At 42.5% G+C, this 19,162-nt stretch carries 23 protein-coding genes; 10 read left to right on the top strand and 13 right to left on the bottom strand.

Going from position 1 to position 19,162, the window contains the following annotated elements:
* Positions 1–120: 120 nt before the first annotated feature.
* Complete coding sequence (locus FD27_RS08595; protein ID WP_083482686.1) at positions 121–984, bottom strand: SDR family oxidoreductase; 864 nt, start codon at positions 982–984, stop codon at positions 121–123.
* Positions 985–989: 5 nt separating this feature from the next.
* On the bottom strand, positions 990–1,436 hold the full coding sequence (locus FD27_RS03825) for an Rrf2 family transcriptional regulator (protein WP_057749783.1): 447 nt from the start codon (positions 1,434–1,436) through the stop codon (positions 990–992).
* A gap of 168 nt (positions 1,437–1,604) precedes the next feature.
* Here FD27_RS03825 and FD27_RS03820 point away from each other — a divergent pair, with 168 nt between their 5' ends.
* From FD27_RS03820 to FD27_RS03805, 4 genes are read left to right on the top strand one after another with little or no spacing between them, the layout of a single operon-like run.
* Complete coding sequence (locus FD27_RS03820) at positions 1,605–2,507, top strand: glycine betaine ABC transporter substrate-binding protein (RefSeq protein ID WP_057749780.1); 903 nt, start codon at positions 1,605–1,607, stop codon at positions 2,505–2,507.
* Positions 2,508–2,560: 53 nt separating this feature from the next.
* A complete protein-coding gene (locus tag FD27_RS03815; protein ID WP_057749777.1) occupies positions 2,561–3,211 on the top strand; it encodes an ABC transporter permease in 651 nt (216 codons plus the stop codon).
* Complete coding sequence (locus FD27_RS03810; RefSeq protein WP_057749773.1) at positions 3,186–3,953, top strand: ABC transporter ATP-binding protein; 768 nt, start codon at positions 3,186–3,188, stop codon at positions 3,951–3,953. Before FD27_RS03815 ends, FD27_RS03810 begins: the two co-directional genes overlap by 26 nt.
* A complete protein-coding gene (locus FD27_RS03805) occupies positions 3,950–4,591 on the top strand; it encodes an ABC transporter permease (protein WP_057749771.1) in 642 nt (213 codons plus the stop codon). The genes FD27_RS03810 and FD27_RS03805 overlap by 4 nt, the downstream gene beginning before the upstream one ends.
* A gap of 96 nt (positions 4,592–4,687) precedes the next feature.
* Here FD27_RS03805 and FD27_RS03800 read toward each other — a convergent pair whose 3' ends face one another.
* The 5 genes from FD27_RS03800 to FD27_RS03780 form a co-directional block, all read right to left on the bottom strand.
* On the bottom strand, positions 4,688–5,185 hold the full coding sequence (locus FD27_RS03800; RefSeq protein ID WP_057749768.1) for a DUF1440 domain-containing protein: 498 nt from the start codon (positions 5,183–5,185) through the stop codon (positions 4,688–4,690).
* A 6-nt stretch (positions 5,186–5,191) separates the two neighbouring features.
* Entirely contained in the window at positions 5,192–6,634 is a 1,443-nt protein-coding gene (locus FD27_RS03795; RefSeq protein WP_057749765.1) for a PTS galactitol transporter subunit IIC, read from the bottom strand.
* 51 nt (positions 6,635–6,685) lie between these two features.
* Positions 6,686–7,870, bottom strand: a complete 1,185-nt coding sequence (locus tag FD27_RS03790) for a thiolase family protein (protein WP_057749762.1) — start codon at positions 7,868–7,870, stop codon at positions 6,686–6,688.
* 73 nt (positions 7,871–7,943) lie between these two features.
* Positions 7,944–8,579, bottom strand: a complete 636-nt coding sequence (locus FD27_RS03785; protein WP_057749759.1) for a sugar O-acetyltransferase — start codon at positions 8,577–8,579, stop codon at positions 7,944–7,946.
* 73 nt (positions 8,580–8,652) lie between these two features.
* Positions 8,653–9,294, bottom strand: a complete 642-nt coding sequence (locus FD27_RS03780; RefSeq protein ID WP_057749756.1) for an NAD(P)H-binding protein — start codon at positions 9,292–9,294, stop codon at positions 8,653–8,655.
* Between the two features lie 148 nt (positions 9,295–9,442).
* Between FD27_RS03780 and FD27_RS03775 the strand changes: the two genes are divergently transcribed.
* Both FD27_RS03775 and FD27_RS03770 read left to right on the top strand, forming a co-directional pair.
* Positions 9,443–10,765 (top strand): C1 family peptidase, encoded by a 1,323-nt coding sequence (locus FD27_RS03775; RefSeq protein WP_057749753.1) that lies wholly within the window; start codon positions 9,443–9,445, stop codon positions 10,763–10,765.
* Positions 10,766–10,834: 69 nt separating this feature from the next.
* Complete coding sequence (locus FD27_RS03770) at positions 10,835–11,488, top strand: HI_0552 family protein (RefSeq protein WP_057749750.1); 654 nt, start codon at positions 10,835–10,837, stop codon at positions 11,486–11,488.
* Positions 11,489–11,696: 208 nt separating this feature from the next.
* Here FD27_RS03770 and FD27_RS03765 read toward each other — a convergent pair whose 3' ends face one another.
* Together FD27_RS03765 and FD27_RS03760 are read right to left on the bottom strand one after the other, a co-directional pair.
* Positions 11,697–12,134, bottom strand: coding sequence for a winged helix-turn-helix transcriptional regulator (locus FD27_RS03765; protein ID WP_057749747.1), 438 nt, complete (start codon positions 12,132–12,134; stop codon positions 11,697–11,699).
* A gap of 2 nt (positions 12,135–12,136) precedes the next feature.
* Positions 12,137–12,466 carry a winged helix-turn-helix transcriptional regulator gene (locus FD27_RS03760; RefSeq protein WP_057749744.1) on the bottom strand — a complete coding sequence of 110 codons (330 nt, stop codon included), beginning with the start codon at positions 12,464–12,466 and terminating at the stop codon, positions 12,137–12,139.
* Positions 12,467–12,592: 126 nt separating this feature from the next.
* Here FD27_RS03760 and FD27_RS03755 point away from each other — a divergent pair, with 126 nt between their 5' ends.
* Both FD27_RS03755 and FD27_RS03750 read left to right on the top strand, forming a co-directional pair.
* Positions 12,593–13,195 (top strand): nitroreductase family protein, encoded by a 603-nt coding sequence (locus FD27_RS03755; protein ID WP_057749740.1) that lies wholly within the window; start codon positions 12,593–12,595, stop codon positions 13,193–13,195.
* 145 nt (positions 13,196–13,340) lie between these two features.
* The gene (locus FD27_RS03750; RefSeq protein WP_057749737.1) at positions 13,341–13,997 is read left to right on the top strand and encodes an NAD(P)H-binding protein; all 657 of its coding nucleotides are present in this window, start codon (positions 13,341–13,343) and stop codon (positions 13,995–13,997) included.
* Positions 13,998–14,049: 52 nt separating this feature from the next.
* Here the strand turns inward: FD27_RS03750 and FD27_RS03745 are convergent, their stop codons facing one another.
* The 3 genes from FD27_RS03745 to FD27_RS03735 are packed head-to-tail and all read right to left on the bottom strand — an operon-like array spanning position 14,050 to position 16,472.
* Positions 14,050–14,928, bottom strand: coding sequence for an alpha/beta hydrolase (locus FD27_RS03745; RefSeq protein ID WP_057749734.1), 879 nt, complete (start codon positions 14,926–14,928; stop codon positions 14,050–14,052).
* Positions 14,929–14,961: 33 nt separating this feature from the next.
* A complete protein-coding gene (locus tag FD27_RS03740) occupies positions 14,962–15,921 on the bottom strand; it encodes an alpha/beta hydrolase (RefSeq protein ID WP_057749731.1) in 960 nt (319 codons plus the stop codon).
* 17 nt (positions 15,922–15,938) lie between these two features.
* Entirely contained in the window at positions 15,939–16,472 is a 534-nt protein-coding gene (locus FD27_RS03735; protein WP_057749728.1) for a DapH/DapD/GlmU-related protein, read from the bottom strand.
* A gap of 108 nt (positions 16,473–16,580) precedes the next feature.
* Here FD27_RS03735 and FD27_RS03730 point away from each other — a divergent pair, with 108 nt between their 5' ends.
* Both FD27_RS03730 and FD27_RS03725 read left to right on the top strand, forming a co-directional pair.
* Positions 16,581–17,474, top strand: a complete 894-nt coding sequence (locus tag FD27_RS03730; protein WP_057749725.1) for a LysR family transcriptional regulator — start codon at positions 16,581–16,583, stop codon at positions 17,472–17,474.
* Between the two features lie 52 nt (positions 17,475–17,526).
* A complete protein-coding gene (locus FD27_RS03725) occupies positions 17,527–18,003 on the top strand; it encodes a pyridoxamine 5'-phosphate oxidase family protein (protein ID WP_057749723.1) in 477 nt (158 codons plus the stop codon).
* Between the two features lie 145 nt (positions 18,004–18,148).
* On the opposite strand, the gene FD27_RS03720 is transcribed toward FD27_RS03725, so the two are convergent.
* On the bottom strand, positions 18,149–19,075 hold the full coding sequence (locus FD27_RS03720) for an AEC family transporter (RefSeq protein WP_057749719.1): 927 nt from the start codon (positions 19,073–19,075) through the stop codon (positions 18,149–18,151).
* Positions 19,076–19,162: the final 87 nt, after the last annotated feature.

Genomic DNA, 19,162 nt, shown 5'->3' with positions numbered 1-19,162 from the left:
TTCGTTTTTATCAATTATTATAAGCTGTAACCCTAGGGGACAGTGAAGAATAAAAATTCCCCCTTTACTATCCAGTAAGGAGATAGCCTATAGTTGGATAGTGAAGGGAGAAACCGATATTTATTTCTGGTAGTTATGCTTAAGAAATGCCGCCATACTCTCAGGTTCATGCCCTGTAATATGCCGGAAGTCAGTAGTGACTTGGTCCATCAAGCCTAAGGCACCAGCGTGGTACATAGATGAGAGCTCATCGCCATCTCCTTCTGCTCGGTAAATGTCAGCAAATTCTTGCAGCGTCACGGGAGAATAGCCAATTTTCTTGCCAGTGACTTGTGACATTATGTGGCTTAGTTCCACCATGTTGTAATTTTGGTCCATCGTCAATAAGTAATTTTGACCATGGTTACGCAAGTATGGTTTGACGGCAACATTGGCAATTGCTTCAGCGCTATCTTGACGACTGATGAAGCTCAGCGCCTTATCGCCAACAGGGTAAATAACATTGTGGCGGTCAATCAACTCTGGCAAATAGGGAATGAGCGGGTCAGCATAGAGTGAGTTCTTAACTATCGCATAATTCATCCCCGAACTGGCCAATCGTGCGGGTAAGTAAGCATAGTATCCGGCCATCTGGAAAGGGTTGTTTGCTTGGTCGGCGATGAAGCTGACGTCCACGATGTTGGCAACACCAGCGTGCTTCATTGCGGTTAATGAGTTTTCAAACTCATTAATCCGTCCCTGAACATCATATGTGATGCTGGGAATGTAAATAACAACGTTAACACCAGTGAAGGCCTGGACCATCCCTGCAACATCGTTATAGTCGAGGTGTACTAACTCAAAGCCACCGTCTTGAAAGACTTGGCTTTTCTGAACGTTATGTATTCCGATACGGATGTTAGTTGGTGCGGTTAACTTAGCCAATTCGGTAACCACCTTTTGACCAAGGTGACCGGTAGCCCCAGTAATGAAATATTTGGTCATAGTTGTTATCCCTTCTTATTGGTCTTTTGGGCTTGCTTCACAATGATTGAGTCAATGATATCAGCCAAACTAATTCGTGCCAATTTGGCTTTAGCAGAAGTCTCAACTTGTTTGTAGTAATAACGTAGGGTGTCCTGAATGTTGCCGCCCACAATGCATTGTGGATTTGTTTTATCGTCAACGGTAAATAAGTGTTGGTCGTGTTCGATTGCTAAAAATACGTCATACAATGAGATATTTGCCGGATCCTTAGCTAACTTAGGGTCTGCAGCACCATGAACCGTGGTAATTAAACCAGCCTTCTTGAGCTGACTCATGATGCGGCGGACAACAACGGGCGAAGTTTCGACACTGTTGGCGATATTATCACTAGTTAAAGGAATCTTTCCTTGATAGATTGAGATAAAAGCGAGAATGTGAATGCTGTCGCTAAAACGGGTTGAGATTTTCATATGTATCATTCCTTTGACTTAATTGTAACTAATAAAGTTACATAAAGCAAGGGTGATTAGTTTGATAATTAACCAGATAATGGTGTAATTAGATTGACACAGGCATGATTTGATTATATGATATGGCCTAAAAGATGAAACTAAATGAGTTACATAAGGAGCATTAATATGAAATTCAAGAAAATTATGCTTGCCTCTTTATTAGGGGTAACGACCCTCTTAGCAGGAGTCATCGTTCCAACCGTTGCAAGCGCCGCGGCCACTAGTAAACCGATCATTGTCGGTTCTAAGAATGTATCCGAAAGTAAGACCGTTAGTGAAATCTATGCAATTGCCCTTGAGAAGGCCGGTTATAAAGTTACCCGTAAGCCAAACATTTCTAATAATGTAATCTTCAAGGCCGCTCAAAAGGGGCAAGTTGATGTTTATCCAGAATATACGGGAACAATTGTGGAAAGCTATCTTAAGAAAGATGGCCAAGGTAAAACATCTGCCCAAATGGCTAAAATGGCTCGCGATGGGATTAAGAAGGATGGTCTAACGACTTTTAACTATGCTCCGGGCGATAATCGCCAGGGGGTAGGGATGCCAACCAAGGTCGCTAAGAAGTATCACATCACCAACCTTAGTGATTTACAAAAACATGCTAAGCAATTGCGGTTTGCTTCCCAAGGAGAATTTGAAAAGCGGGCTGACGCACTACCAGCAATGAATAAGGCTTATGGTAAGTATAATTTCAAGTCGTTGAAGGATTACGATGTCAACTTACTTTACAAGATTATGTCACAAGGTAAGGCTGATGTAGCTCCAGTATCAACGACGGATGGCCAATTAGCAACAAGCAAGTTTACTCTGCTTAAGGATAACAAGAAGATCTGGCCGCCATACAACTTGGTACCAGTCGTCAATCAGAAAGCTGCCAAGCGGTATCCAAAGATGGAAAAAACGTTGAATAAGGTTGATGCTAAGTTAACTACCAAGCAATTGACATCGATCAATAAAAAAATGAATGTGGATGGGCAGAATTATAAGACGGTTGCCCAAAACTGGTATAATGCCAATATGAAGTAAGTTAGAAAAGAGGCTGCTTACAGCTTCTTTTTTTGTATAAGGAGGGTTGATCCTTGCTCCACCAAATTATCAACTATTTTGCAACTGATAGTAATCAATACTGGCAATGCGTGGGCCAACATTTATTTCTTAGTGCGATTACACTGGCAATTTCATTAGTGATTGCTTTGCCACTGGGTTACTTAGGATCGCGGATCAAGCCAGTGGCAACATTTTGTACAGTCTTTGCACAGGTATTACGAATAATTCCGAGCCTGGCATTATTGTTTATCCTGATCCCATTTATCGGTACGGGAATGCTGCCAGCCGTGATTGCATTAGTTGTTTTAGCCTTACCACCGTTATTAATTAACACCATTTTAGGGTTCAACGAAGTCAGTCCAATGTACAAGGAAGTTGGATTAGCTTTGGGGATGAACCAACGCCAACTTCGGCGCCAGATTGAGATTCCGTTAGCCATGCCATACATTTTGAATGGCATTAAGCTGGCTTTAGTGGAAATTATCGCTAGTGCGACTTTAGCCACGTATATTGGGGCCGGTGGCTTAGGGACGTTAATTTTCACTGGATTGGGTCTTTATGACATGTCATACGTAGTGATTGGTGGAGTTAGTGTTGCCGTATTATCATTACTAGCCATGCTTAGTTTCGACTTTTTGATTAAGAAGGTGCAAAAGAATGAACAAACCAGCGATTCAATTTAAACATGTCCGAAAAAGTTTTGGTCAGAATACAGTGATTCCCGATTTATCTTTCACGGTGAATGCTGGCGAGTTTGTGACGGTTCTTGGTTCTTCAGGATGCGGGAAAACAACCGTGTTGAAGATGGTCAATGGATTATTGTCGCCAACTGCTGGTGAGATTCTAATAAACAGCCGACCCCTCGTAGACCAAAACTTAGTTCAATTACGTCGCCACATGGGCTATGTGGTTCAACAAATTGGCCTTTTCCCTCATATGACCGTGGCCAAGAACATTGGACTAGTACCGCAAATGCTGAATTGGAATCAAGACAAGATTGTTTCACGTGTAACAGAGCTTCTAAAGTTAGTGCAACTTGAGCCAGCTAAGTACGCTGACCGTTACCCGTCCCAGCTCTCTGGTGGCCAACAACAGCGGATCGGTGTGGCCCGGGCACTGGCAGTTAATCCGCCTTATGTATTGTTCGATGAACCATTTGGCGCTTTGGATGCTTTGACCCGAATTGAACTGCAGAAGGAAATTAAGCATATCCATGATACCTTGAAGGATAAAACATTCATGTTTGTGACGCATGACATTAACGAAGCCTTGTTCCTCGGTCAACGGGTGATGATTATGAAAGACGGGCAAATCGAACAATTCGCCACTCCGGAAGAAATTGTTCAGCATCCTGCGACGCAATTTGTCAGTGACCTATTGGCAACGACACGCCAAAACCAAGGATTATGGGGGCGGAGCGAATGATCGAATATTGGAATGCTAATGCCCCGACAATGCTCCAAGAGATGGGGCAACATGCCCAAATGGTATTGTTATCACTAATGATCGCCTTGGTAATTGCAGTGGTCATCACTTTAATTTTCATGCAGCGTAAGGAGTGGCTTAATGGACTGGTATATTTCTTTTCACTGCTGTATTCCATTCCCAGCTTTGCTTTCTTCGCGTTACTGTTACCGTTATCGGGATTAGGGATGCGCACAGCGGTCATTGTGTTAACAGTATACTGTGAGTATATTTTGCTCCGTTCTTTTATCACTGGCATTCAAGGAGTAGACGCTAATATAGTTGAAGTAGCGCGGGGGATGGGAATGACTAAGTGGCAGGTTTTTAGCAAAGTGCAGCTTCCGTTAGCCTTACCAGCTATTTTTTCCGGTGTTCAAGTGGCTCTCTCATCGACAATGGCTATGGCAACGATTGCCGCGACAATTAACGCAGGCGGCCTTGGTCAACTCTTGTTTGAGGGGCTCCAGTCACAACAGGTAGTCCCTATTCTGTGGGGAACGATCCTGACGATGGCATTGACACTAGTTTGTGCCGCCGTGGTTTGGCTAATTGAGTGGCTATTAATTCATAAATGGCGACGGGTAGTAGCTGTGAAATAATGAAAATAAAAGATAATACATAGAAGGCTCTAACGTCCGAATTCTTCGAACGCTAGAGCCTTCGTGGTATTGCGAGATCTTTTGTCACGATCGCTGTTATTTCTTATTTAATTGGTGGAGGACCGTTTCCGCAATTTCATGGTTAGTCCACATCCAAATTGCATGGCCCAGACTTTCTGAAAGGTGTTCTTCTTCTGGTTGTTCTTTAGCCGATGGAACAGTTCCCATGGCCGGCATGATTACTAAGTGAAAGGCAATCCAAACAGCCAGGCCAAAGGGAATTCCCTGGCCTATCGTCAGTAATTTGACCTTTTTCTCTAGCAATGCTGCATAGGCAGTCGCAAATGAAATAGAAAAGCCAAAGTGAACGAGGTAAGAGACCCATGGCAGCTGTTGCCCAGAATATTGATAGGTCGCCTGTGTTAATTTAGCAGGGACTCCTAATTGTTGTAATAGCGTTTGTGGTGGGTTAACTTTATCGCGTTCGGCAGTGCGCGGTGGCAGAATGTTTTCCCAGCCCAATTTTACTAGGCCAGAGATGACACCGGCTGCTGTTCCAGCAACAATCGTCTTTTTTAAATTTAACTTTGCCATTAATGGTCACTCCTTTTGATAACTTTTAGTTGTCGTTCCGGCATTTTTTGCTGCCATTTGGTTGAGATAAGTCCAAATTTGTGGACGGTAACGACGAAGAACAAACAGTAATCCTAGGTAAATAATAATACATAATCCGATCCAAAGGGGATTTTTTGAAATAAAGGCGGCAAAGACAACCACATTAAGTGGACGGGCCATGAGGTTAAAGCTAGTTATCAGTACCACACCAGCGGGGATTGCAGCACCATAATGGGTCAGGGTGGCGGTATAGACAGGGCCGAGCCAACTAGAACAATAGAGACCTAGGCTAAACCAGACAATTCCATTTGCAATGACTTTTAGGATATTACCATTAGTAATAGCAACAATTGACTCCACCATAAAGGGCAAGGAGATTAAGTCAACAACGGGAAGGGTCCGGTTTCCAGGTAAGATAAAGGCAATTATTACCATGATTGGAATGAGGATAATACCCGAAATAATTGTCGCTGGTTCACCATATCCCACGCCATCATCGATCGCGAGGAACCAGCGTTTACGATGATGAATGGGGTCACTTGCCTCATTAGAGACGGTTTGGCGTTGCTGATCGATGCTGGATGCTAAAGGCTTAAAAGCTTTGGCAAAGATATCAGTTACTAAAGGAAAAATGGTCATTACGGCTGCTAATTGAATAGCAAACTGACAGATTTGTCCCCAGGCTTGGTAACTAGTAATCCGATTGAGATTACCCAATATTCCAATGAACAAGCCCAGGATGGCACCAAGAGTAGTGGGCTGACCAAAGATACCAAACTTTTGACGGAAAGAAGTAGGGGTAAAGTGAACTTTATTAAAGCCAAGACAATTCCACAGGGGGTCCAATAAAATTGCCGGCACAGTTTGAACAATATTTTGGGCGGCACTGACTGTCGTGTTGTTTATTTGATAATAAGAGGACCAACGATCAGCCTGAATTTCTGCTAGTTCAAGGGTATACAAAAGCATGAAACAAGATAGGCCAATTGATAACCAAAAATTATGAGTGACATAGTAAGCGAGTGTTCCCCAAATCATAAATCCGAAGTTGTTCCAGAGATTTGAAGGCATAAAGACTTTGGTAATCCCTAGTGCAAATAATAAGAATTCAATAATTAATCCGAAAACAAAAAAGGCTAATCCAACAGTGGAGTTGAAAGAAGCTAGCGAACCAGCTTGCCAGCCAATATCAACAACGGGTAATTTAATCCCAACGTTATTGACCATTTGACGGATAATTTTCGTTACCACAGGGGTAAATTCACTGATAATCCAAGAAAAGCCAGTCAATCCAACGCCTGCGTACAATGCTGATATGACCGCTGTTTTAACTTTAACTTTGAGAAACAGCGCAATAATAAAGATCATCAGGGGAACGACAATTGTTGCGCCAAATGCATTGAAGAAATGATCAACTGCATAAAGCATTAGTTCATCTTCTTTCACTAATAAATAATTGATTAATACCGCGAAACCTATTTAATTGCTAAGACTATTTTTAATGAGTGCGGCTACCCCCATGCCACCGCCAACGCATAATGATGCAATTCCTGTATTTTTATGCAAAGATTGTAGCTCATGGACAAGGGTCACCACAATCCGAGCTCCGGAACAACCAACTGGGTGGCCCAGTGCAAGAGCACCACCATGAGGGTTAACCTTAGTAGGGTCTAATTTTAATAATTGTTCGCAGACAATCGCTTGACTAGCAAAGGCTTCATTAAGTTCAAATAAGTCAATATCCTCATTATTGAGGCCTGTTTGCTGGTACAGCTTAGTAATCGCGTAATAAGGACCTAACCCCATAACCGCAGGATCGAGGCCAACGATGGTGGAGTTTTGCCATTCTGCAAGGGGAGTTAAATGGTTTGTTTTGACGACTTTTTCGCTAGCTAAGACAACCGCAGCCGCACCATCGTTAAGACCTGATGAGTTACCAGCAGTTACCGAGCCATCTTTTTTAAAAGCTGGCTTTAGTCCCTGTAAAGCAGCCAGCGAAGTATCAGCACGGGGACCTTCATCGCTATCAATGGTTGCTGCTTGGTGGTGGACCGTTACCTCTACTGGCGTGATTTCACTATCAAAGGCATGATCTTCTTGAGCTTGAATTGCTTTCTGATGACTACGTAAGGCAAATTCATCTTGTTGGTAACGGGCAATGTGGTAACGTTCGTTGATATTTTCGGCCGTGATTCCCATTGCATAGCCACCCCAAGCATCCTGTAAGGCATCATTTTGCATGGTATCGACTAATTCACCATTGCCAAATTTGTAGCCATGCCGAGCGTTCAATAGGACATATGGAGCGCGAGACATACTTTCCATTCCACCAGCAACAATCACTTGCGCTTGACCAGCACGAATCAAGGCCGCCCCGAGATTAATGGCAGATAAGCCAGAACCGCAGACATCATTGATTGTGATAGCAGGAATGCTTTGGCTTAACCCGGCGGCAATGGCGGCCTGACGAGCTGGATTTTGTCCCTCACCAGCTTGGAGAACATTGCCCATCAGAACCTGGTCAACTTGATTTGTCAAACCAGCTTTGTGAACACTGTCGCGAATGACCGTCGCTCCTAACTCAATTGCCGATTTTGTTGCTAAGGCACCGCCAAATTTACCAATTGGCGTCCGTTGCGCAGCAATGATGTATATTTTCTCCATCTCTTTATCCCCCCAGAATAAAATTCACCGTCTTAGTTTAGCGATTATTACAGGGGACCGCAAGCGTTTCGCATTACCTTTGTGAATTGTCAAGCTTGTCTAATAATGACTGATCAATTGGTCGATTGTGATCATAATATTGGCGGTCATGGTCACTAATTGAACGAGCCACTCGTGCTGGGACCCCCATTGCGACAACATTAGCTGGAATATCATGTGTAACGACTGCGCCAGCGCCAATGACGGCATTATCGCCAATTGTGATGCCGGGGAGAATAATTACGCCGGCCCCCAACCAACAATTTTGACCAATCTTAATAGGTAAGTTGTATTGATAACCCTTTTTACGGAGCTCTGGCAAGATCGGGTGAGCTGCGGAAGACATAGTAACATTAGGGCCAATCATCGTGTGACTACCGATGGTAACGTATGTGTCATCAGCAATGGTTAAATTAAAGTTCGCATAAACGTGATCGCCTAGCTTAATGTGGTGACCACCCCAATTAGCATGGAACGGGGGCTCAATGTAGCAGTTTTTACCAACTTCAGCGAACATCTCTTTGAGCAGTTGTTGCCGTTTCGCTGATTCAGTAGGTAAGGTTTGATTATATTTATACATTGCCAGCATTGCTTGAGTCTGCTTTTTCATAATTTGGGGATCTTCCGGCGAATAAATTTGTCCGGAATGAATTCGCTGTTCGTTATTCATATTAACCTCCGAGATGATTACAAAAAATGAGCGTGACCGCAAGAAATTTTGCTGTCACTCTCTTATAAAATTATTATAGTTGGTCAAGGGCCGTATCAATTGGTGTTTTACCGTTACGCATCATAATCACTTTGCCGATTGTATTAGGCCGAGGCAAAACATCAGCGAGAACTTGGGCAACGTCATCAATGGTGTTTGTAGTATCATCACCGGCGCCGAAAGTTACCTTACCAGTCGGTTGTTCTTCAGTTAATGCTGCCGGCTGAATAATCGTATAGTCCAAACTCGTTTGGTGAATGAGGTAGTTATCAGCAAAGAATTTGGCAATGTTGTAATCAGTAATGTCCGCTAAGGCTTGATAATGAGCCCACTTTTCTGGCTGGAGGGCATACATTGAAGATAGCATAATATATCGTTTAATACCGCACAATTCTGCCGCCTGCATAGTTTTAACTGCTCCAAAGGCATCGGTTTGAAGTAGGTCTTGACCACGTGAACCGGCGACAAAGTAAACTGCCGTGCAGCCTTTCATAAGGTGAACAATCTCATCTACCGGGGCATGTAATTCTAAAGTTACAGCAGTGATATGTTGACCACTGATAATGTTTTCGGTATGACGGGCTCCAGCAACGACTTCGTTACCAGCCTTAACTAAATTCTTAATTAGAGCCGTAGCAACTCGGCCAGAACCACCAGCAATAAATACTTTTGCCATATTAATTCCTCCTCAGGTTCAGTTTAAATAACTTGTGGTGGGCAAACAATTAAAAGGGTCTCAGAAAGAAGCTTTTTGTTAAGGAATGCGCTATCATTGAAGTTGTAATAGTCATATTAAGTTAATGTATCTAAAAGAAGGGAATATTATGACAGAGGAACATCATTTAACTAATTCAATGGTGCAGGAATATAAGAAGATTTTTCATGCTCGGCCAGCAGCGGACGTGATTGCCCGAGCTATCCAAAAGAACGGAATTAAGAATGCGAGTGAAGACCCAACCGCGAGCGAACGTTTACACCGGGCGTTTTCATATGAAATTAAGACTGGTAAGCCAAGTAACCAGCGGCACAGTGGACGTTGCTGGTCCTTTGCAACTTTGAACACGCTTCGTCATAAATTTGCGAAGAAGTATAACTTCAAGGACTTTGAACTTTCCCAAAACTACTTGTTCTTCTGGGATCGAATTGAACGGGCTAACATGTACTTCCAAAAGATTATTGAAACGGCCAAGAAACCACTTCATGATCGGACAGTCGACTTTTACTTAGATTTTGCTTTAAATGATGGTGGCCAGTGGGCTAATGCTGCTTCCATCATTGAGAAGTACGGGGTAGTACCAGAATATGTTATGCCAGATACCCACAACACACGTGATACTTCTGATGTTGCTGAAGTGGAGAATTACCTAATGCGGAAAGACGCACTGGTATTGCGGCAGATGGTCCAAGACGGGGCCAGCGAAGATGAATTATCAAAGGCTCAACAAAAGATGATGGCCGATGTTTACAAGGTGGCCGCCTACTCATTTGGTGAACCACCGACGAAATTTGACCTGGAATTCCGTGATGATGATAAGAAGTTCCACCAAGTATTAGGGCTAACACCACTTAAGTTCTACCGGGAATACTTTGACACTAATCTGAATGATTATGTCGTTGTCACCAATGCTCCTGATCATGAATACAATAAGGTTTACGCAATGCCAACTCAAGACAGCGTTGCTGGTGGTATTCCGATCAAGTTTGTTAATGTCCCATTTAAGTACTTGCAAGAAACAGCAATGAAGCAACTTAAGGCTGGCGAAACCGTTTGGGTTGGTAACGATGTCTTACAACAAATGGATCGCAAACGGGGGTTGATGGACGCCAACTTATTCCATCGCGCTGAATTATTGGATGTTGACTTCACGATGAACAAGAAAGACCGTCTGGAAACGAAGCAAGCCATGGTTTCTCATGCTATGACTTTGACTGGCTTTGATTTACAAGACGACCAACCAGTTCGTTGGAAGATCGAAAACAGTTGGGGCAAAGACAATGGTGACAATGGTTACTTCGTTATGACCCAAGATTGGTTTGAGGAATATACTTATGAAGCCGTCATCAATAAGAAATACCTAAGTGATGATTTAAAGAAGCTAGCTGATCAAACACCAGTTACCTTGAAAGCTTGGGATTCACTTCAATAAATAACTAAAATCGCCAACAGACATCATTATGAACGCCTGTTGACGATTTATTTTGGGGAGATGGGGTAAATGACCGCCTTAAAAGAAGAAATGTTTAGGCTTTTTGACCGGCCGGATTTTTCGTTTAAGAAGTTAAAGGAACAGTACCCACCAGAAGAAGTGGCGATGATTAAGGACCAGTTCAAAAAAGAATGGTGCGTCTGGAAGCGGGTTCAGATCAATGTTTCCAATCAGCTGCCGCTCGGGTTATTTGCTAAGACGCATATTGAAAGTTGGACGAATGGTTGGAACATTCGTGAGCACTTTTGGGCCTCTTATCGGCTAGCCGTCTTGGCCGAAGCTAACCCCTGTATTGGCGTCATGCTTGATCGTAAGCAGTTAAAAGTCTATCTGATGCTTCAACATTACCGCAGTGATCATCGGCATGGCACACCTGCTGAGTTTAATTTACTATTAACAGCAATTCCCGAATGGAGTCCAGGGAAGGGCATTTCTGATTGGTACCTGTGGGATCAATTGGAAATGAAACTCGATCCTCAGATTAGCCTGCATGACTATTTAAATGATCGTGACCAGCGTGACCAATTTGACCAGCGAGCAACTAAATCAACCTTTATGCTTGGTAAATTTGCCTTCCGCGACCGTGATTGTGGAATCAATATGGAGAGTTTTATTGAACAGGCAATTGGCGAACTCGTTCCCTTATATCAAAAGTTAATATAGTGACGCTAAAGAGGTTGAGGAAAAACATTCTGCTTTTTCTCAACCTCTTCTCTGTTACTAGTAGTCTCGAACTTACTGAGTCTAATTGCGTGAATTAACCAGCGCCTTAGAGGATAACTACGAACGATTCCGATGATTCCATCACCGTTCATCGTTCTAGGTTAGCCCACCAGGCTCCTGAGAAGGTTAATTCCCAGCTTCTTTTTAGTTAGTTCTTAGGGTGTACAATCTCTTGCTTCCAGTGGTGCAAGTGTTGCTTAGTGATGACGCATAGTCCATCATCACCAGCGGCCTTCATTTGATTAGTGCACATAATTTTAATATCCGGGGATTCACTAGCACGCTGTTCACCCCAGTAATTCAGGTAGCGTAATGCGGCGTAGAGATTTTCCCCATCATCCGTTAACCGATACTCGACGTGGGGTGGAACGGTATTGTAACTTTTTCGACTGACCAATCCCGCATCAATCATTTCACGTAGCTGGTCGGCCAGTACCTTATAAGAGGTGCCTAACTGTTTCACTAATTCGCTTGTTCGCCGGGGATGTCCTGCCAATAGGTATAGGATGACGGGCTTCCACTTGCCGCCAATGATTGACAAGGCATATTCGGCGCCGGTATTGAACATCTTTTTCGCTGAACTCATTATCAAGGCTCCTTATTTAATTGATTGTGGTGGTCCAATCCCCACTTATCCATTGCTTTGATTACTGGAAGCATGCTTTGACCAAGTTTTGTTAATGAATATTCGGTCTTAGGTGGAACAACTGGATAGACTTTCTTTTGAATCAATCCCGCTTTTTCTAGCTCTTTCAATTGTAATGATAACATGCGCTGTGAGCAGTCGGGCATGAGCTTCTTTAATTCATTGAAACGATAAACCGGCTGATGAAACAAGTGGTAGAGAATGACGGTTTTCCATTTACCGGCGATTAAGGAAAGGGTATATTCAATCGCACAAGATGATGATTTAGCCATTGATAGAACCTCCTGTGGTATGGATAGGGAATAATTTGTAACTAAGGGTAAAACAATTCCCTTCTTGCTATATTATTATTTTTAGTTACTATTAGTAAGTGAAATAACTGAAAGGGGTAATAAATTATGAAATCACAAGTAATCCAATTATTGAAACAACGCCGTTCTATTTATGCACTGGGTGATCAAGTTCAGCAGTCGTCAACTGAAATTGCGGACTTAATTAAAGAAACGATCCGGCAATCACCAACGGCCTTTAATAGTCAAACGGTCCGCGCCGTAATTCTATTTGGCAAAGCTTCTGATAAGGTCTGGGACATTGTTGAGGACACACTAGCAAAGGTTGTCAAGAACCCCGATGCATTTAAGAAAACTCAGGCTAAGATCGCCACCTTTCGGGCAGGGTTTGGTACTGTTCTTTTCCTAACTGAAACCAAGACGGTTCACGAATTAGAACAGCAATTTCCAACATATGCTGATAACTTTGCCGACTGGGCAGAACAAGGAATCGGTGGTGCTCAGCAGGCCGTTTGGACCGCGTTGGCGGAAAATAACATTGGCGCCAGTTTACAACACTACAATCCATTAATTGATGACGAAATCCATCAAGAATTTGGCCTACCTGATAGTTGGCAATTACGAGCTGAAATGCCATTTGGTTCAATTGAAGCGCCAGCTGGTGATAAAGAAATGATGGCGGATAATGAACGGTTTAAAGTAATTCAATAAATTTAGAATTGGCTTATTGGATGGCGCTCAATTAAATCTTACCACGTAGTAACTATCTTACCCGAAAGTGCTTACTTTTAATAACTAATCTGGGCACCTATAATGAAAATTGTAAGGAAATGAGATTTTCAAAGGAGGATTAGTTATGACAAAACAAGTATTAATTCTCGGGGCAACTGGTCAAATTGCCGGACACGCAATCAAAGCGTTATTAAATAATGGTGATGATCATTTATTACTATTTACTCGGCCCCCCCAGCACTTGTCAAATGTTGATGATAAACGGGAAACGGTCATCAAGGGCGATACTTTGAAGGTCGCCGAATTAGATGCAGCCGTTGCACAAGCCGATGTCGTTTATGCTAACTTACGGAACCCGCAAATTCAGCAACAAGCAGAAAATATTGTTGCCGCCATGGATAAACACGGTGTTAAGCAGCTGGTTTGGATTTCCTCGATCGGTATTTACAATGAAGTCCCTGGTAAATTTGGGGAATGGAATAATAAAGAACTCGGTGGTGGCCAAGAAGATAGTTACTTGGGTACTTACCGAAAAGCAGCTGATGTGATTTCTTCATCAGATTTGGATTACACAATTATTCGTCCAGCGTGGTTAACAAATAAAGATGAGGTTGATTATGAGACAACTAAACGTGGTGAATCCTTTAAAGGGACAGAAGTATCACGGAAGTCGATTGGTCACTTTGTTGCAAAAATTATTGATGATCCGGCACCATATGCTCGTAAAGACTTTGGTGTTGATAAGCCAGGAACTGATGGCGATAAACCAGCTTGGTATTAATATAAGCTAGAAAAAAGGGACCAGCCGATTCACTTCGGCTGGTCCCTTTTGCTTACTTAGTCCATAAGAAGTTAATCAATGCTTGGTTAACTTGGTGGTTATTATTATGTAATTGACTATGTTGTGCCTTGCTACCACGAATTTCGCGTTCCTGGTAAGATTGTGCGCGTGAACTAACAAGGTACTTCAGGGTCTTCGCTGAGTTAACTGGCACGTCACCGTCAGAATTTTTGCCCTTGTAGTTACCATAGATGTTAAGGACCTTAGTGTTGGTAGGAAAATGCTCGCGTAAACCGAGTAGCTGAGTGAAGCCCGGATCTTGTTGACTTGGCTTGCCACTTTGTTCATCAATGGCGCCTTCCGCGGCTTTTTGACCAGCTAATCCATTATAGTGACCGGCAATAGCAACGAGGTGCTTGACCTTTGGAAGCTTATTGCTTGGGTAGTTATCATTAATGTAGTTAGCGATTTCCAAGTTACCCATTGAGTGACCCACTAAGTTAATTGCTGAGTAGTGGTGTTGCTTTTCTAATGCTTTTACAACATTAAGGATATAAGTTCCACCGTGATGGTATGCATCGGCATAGTTATTGCTGGTAGAGGAGCTTACGTAGCGCTCTAACTTATTATCCTGGAGATTGACTTCTACAATTGGGTTGGTAGCATTTGCTGGGATGGAATGGTTAAAAGTGACGTGGCCATTTCGATCAACATTGGCGCGCACAATGGTATTAGTAACGTCAGCGTGCTTAGCCGCGTTTGCCATCGACGTTTCCGCATGGTAACTGCTTCCCCAACCATGGACGAAAATGGTTGGCGTATTAGAATGAACAAACTTTTGCGCCGCTTGCGTATGGTGCCAACTAAAGCCACCAACAATTGCGATGACGATTGCCAGAATGACAGTAGTCAGGGCAGAACGATGTTTCATGTGAAACCCTCCTCTTTCAATATTATATGTTAATTAAGCGTTCAAATGTTGCTTGAAGAAGTCAGTTAACTTGTCGAACGGAATCTTATCAACCCGGTCATAAAGGTCAATATGTTCACAGTCTTGGACAATGTACTTTTCTTTTGGCTCCTTCGCTAAGTCGTATGCCCGTTCAGAAAATGACCGGGAGTGTGCTTTATCTCCAAAGACAAATAAGATCGGTCGTGGACTAATTTCATCAATATAATCTAAGGCAGAAAATTGCATCATTGCAAGGTCAGAAGTTGTGGTGAAACCGCCGCGAGCATTTGAGTGGAAACCTCGTGGAACAGCATAGAAACGGAACCATTCCCGGTTGATACTATCCATTTCTGGAATAGCGTCAACGTTTGGGAGTGGTTTATTAGGAAAGAATGGCTTATATTCTGGCTGCTGGTTAGCAAAATCTTCCCACCGTTGCTCAGCTAGTTTCTTCTTCATCTGGTCGAGCTGTTCCTTAGAAGGCTTCATCATCCCACGGATATCAGTAATATCATACATTGAAGCCGTTGCTATGGCTTTGATTCGCACATCTACTGAAGCGGCGGATAGAGCAAATCCGGCCGAACCACAAATGCCGACAACACCGATTTTTTCACGGTCAACGAACGGCACCTGAATGCCAAGATAGTCAACCGCCGCACTGAATGATTCAGCAAAGAGGTCTGGTGAGGACACGTGACGGGGATGACCACCAGATTCGCCCATGTAAACTTGATCAAATGTCAGAACGACAAAACCGCGTTTGCCTAATTCATTTGCATAAACTGAAGGTCCCTGTTCCTTAGTACCACCATATGGCGCACCAACAATTAGTGCTGGGAGCTTATCGCCCCGTTGCAGCTCCTTGGGATAGTACAAATCAGCAGCAATTTTGATACCATAGCGGTTATTATATGAAACATGTTTACGTTTAAGATGGTTATCTAAGTCGGTAATGTAGCCAAATGCCATATATAAAATCTCCTTTATTATTTAATCTTCTTAATTACTCGTGCGGGAACGCCAGCAACAACGGTATTAGCAGGAACGTTTTTAGTAACCACTGCTCCAGCAGCGACAACCGCATTTCTGCCAATTGAAACTCCAGGCAGAACAGTTGCGTTAGCGCCGATCCAGGCGTTTTCATGTATATAAACCGGTTTAAGCTCAACGTTACGGCGGTTTGTCGGGTCAAGTGGATGATTGACCGAAATTATGTTTGCTTTTGGACCAATTAGTACTTTATCGGAGAGGTAAATTCCACCTAAGTCGACAAAAGTGACACCACTGTTGATGAAAACATTCTTGCCAAAGTGGAGGTTGCGACCGAAGTCAGTATAGAAGGGTAACCGAATTTCGACTGAATCATCAATCGTTTGTTTGGTGATCTGACTGATTAACTCACGAACCTCTGCTTGTGAGTGTTGGCCGTCATTCAATGACTGCAATAACGATTGATTGATGGTGTTAATTTGGTTAATTTCTTGACCAGTACTTGAATTTAATTTAACAGTAGTTGTCATCCTTTTTCTCCTTCGTAGTTGCTAAGTTTATAGTAATTGGTTACACTTAGAATGTGAAATACTTATGTTTAATGTATAAATATAACTTATATGCATGGAAGTGAACCTATGGAAACACGTGTACTACGTTATTTCAGCGAAATTGTCCGTGAAGGTAATATTTCAAATGCAGCTCGCCACCTGCATGTTTCGCAGCCGGCGTTATCACGGCAGATTATGGACTTGGAAACTGAGCTGGGGGTGACATTATTTGAACGTGGACATCGTCAAATTAAATTAACTCAAGAAGGACATTACCTGTACCGACGATCTCAAGAAATTCTCGCGATGATTGATAAGACAGAGTATCACTTGCAAGGCCAAGATATGATTTCTGGTGTGCTAGATATTGGTGCCGGAGAAAGTGCAAGTCTCAAGCCCGTAATGAAAGTTATTCATCAAATCATGCAGGAATATCCAGAAGTAAAGGTGAATCTCGTAAGTGGTGATAGTGAATTGATTCGCCAACGGGTTAATAATGGTGTACTTGAATTTGGCATTTTAATGGGTCATGAGAATATGATTAATTACGCGACTTTAGAACTGCCTCATCCCAACCGGTGGGGTGTATTAATGCGATCTGATTCGCCACTTGCTCAGCAAACCGAAATTCGTCCTAGTGATTTAATTGGACACCCATTGATGGCTTCAGCACAAACTCGTCGCCAGGATACTTTTCGCCACTGGGCGGGGGAGCTATTAGGCCAATTTAAATTCGTGGGTAATTACAATTTGTTATATAATGCCGCTTTATTAGCACAAACTGGTGCTTGCCTAGTTTTGACATACCAAGACCTGATTAATACTAGTGCAAGTCAAAATTTAGCATTTCGGCCACTATCATCACAGGTGGTTGATAATAATACTTTGATCTGGTCCAAGGACAAACCATTATCGAACCTTTCCCAGTTATTTTTGCGGTTATTACAATCAGAAATTAAGAAGGAAAAGCTTGTAAATTAATGGGATTATGTTATATTTGTTGCAAATGCAACAAATATAAGAGGCGATTAGGATGAGTAAACAGGATACTGTTACTGATATTCCAACAATTAATCATGTATTGGACCAGTGTGAAACCATTCATTTAGGTTTACGTGATGGTGAACGAGTGTATGTAGTGCCGGTGCACTTTGCCTATGAGGAACATCAAGGCCATTACACCTTTTACTTCCATGGGGGACCTCACGGCCGGCGATATGAATTAGTCAAGAAAACTCATTACGCTGCTTTTGAATTAAATAGTGGGCAACAATTACGAGATGGTGGTAGTATTGCCTGTAACTGGTCTGCCAATTATGCCAGTGTGTTAGGCGAGGGACACGTTGACCTACTAGAAAGTAACCAAGACAAGTTGGCAGCCTTGAAATTAATGATGAAACAGTATACTGGCCGGACAGATTTTGAATTTCCTGAAGAACACTTACAATATGTGCAAGTTTATAAATTAACAGCAACGGAATTATCGTGTCGGGTGCACCGGAAGAAGTAAGTACCCCAGCCATATAAGCTCTACATAGCCTTGCATATGAAACTGGCAAATTAATTATTGGCTTATTCTAACGTTATTTCATAATAGTAGATAAAATAATCCTCCTATGCTAGACAATGAATCCAGCATAGGGGGATATTTACTATTACCAATTAGCAATTGCAAACACTAATGGGATTGTGATTAGACTAAGGATCGTTGAAATACTCATCAGGGTAACCGCTGGTTTCGGGTCCCCCTTGGCTTGGAGTGTAAAGAGAACAACTAACCCAGCGACTGGGCAAGCGGCTAAAATAACGGTGACGTTTATGGCTGTATTCGTAACACCGAGCAACTTAAGGGCAACGAGGTTCACAAGTGGGTATAGAACATTTCTTAGCAGTAGGGCCGTACTTGCTGGTATCCCGAGTTTTATATCCTTTAGTTGAATTCCAACGAGGTTAGAACCAATAATCATCATTGAAATAGGTGTGAACGCGGCACTCCCATATATTAGAAATTGACCGATGATAGGCGGAAAGTGGATTGAGCAACAGAATGTTACGAGACCGACAATAATGGCAATGATATTTGGGTTCAGAATGATCTTCCGAATTTTCTGGGCCCAACTTTCATTAGTACGGCGGTGGAAAAGACTAACACCGTGTGTCCATGACATTACATTAAAGCCAATTAACGACGCAACCGCATAGAACACACCAGCATCACCAAATAAGGCCTGGGCTAATGGAACGCCCATAAAGCCGTTATTCGAATAAATACTTCCGTAACTCACAATGTGCCGCATGTTGGGGTCCTTTACACTGCTGAAAATGACCTTAGTAAGAATAATGGTGACGAGGTAAGAAACAAAGATGGCCACCAGGGTCAGCAGAAAAGTATGCATCCGGGTACTCGAGAATGGTTGCTGAAAAGCTTTTAAAATAACCATTGGCGATAAGAAATAGAGGGCAATATTAGTAATATCGTTAATGGACTGAAGATGGAGAAAGCCAAATTTACGAATAATTGCTCCCAATAACATTAATAGAAAAATAATAACCACTTGAGTAATTAGTTGGCTAATGGACATGTAACTACTCCTTTGCACAAGATCAATACTTCTACAATAGCATTGATTACAAACGGAGTATAATCAAATTTGATAAACAAAGATAGT

The organism is Limosilactobacillus frumenti DSM 13145 (assembly GCF_001436045.1).
Taxonomy (GTDB): domain Bacteria; phylum Bacillota; class Bacilli; order Lactobacillales; family Lactobacillaceae; genus Limosilactobacillus; species Limosilactobacillus frumenti.
The sequence above is the reverse complement of the archived record's forward strand: the minus strand, read 5'-3'. Positions and strand labels throughout refer to the sequence as shown.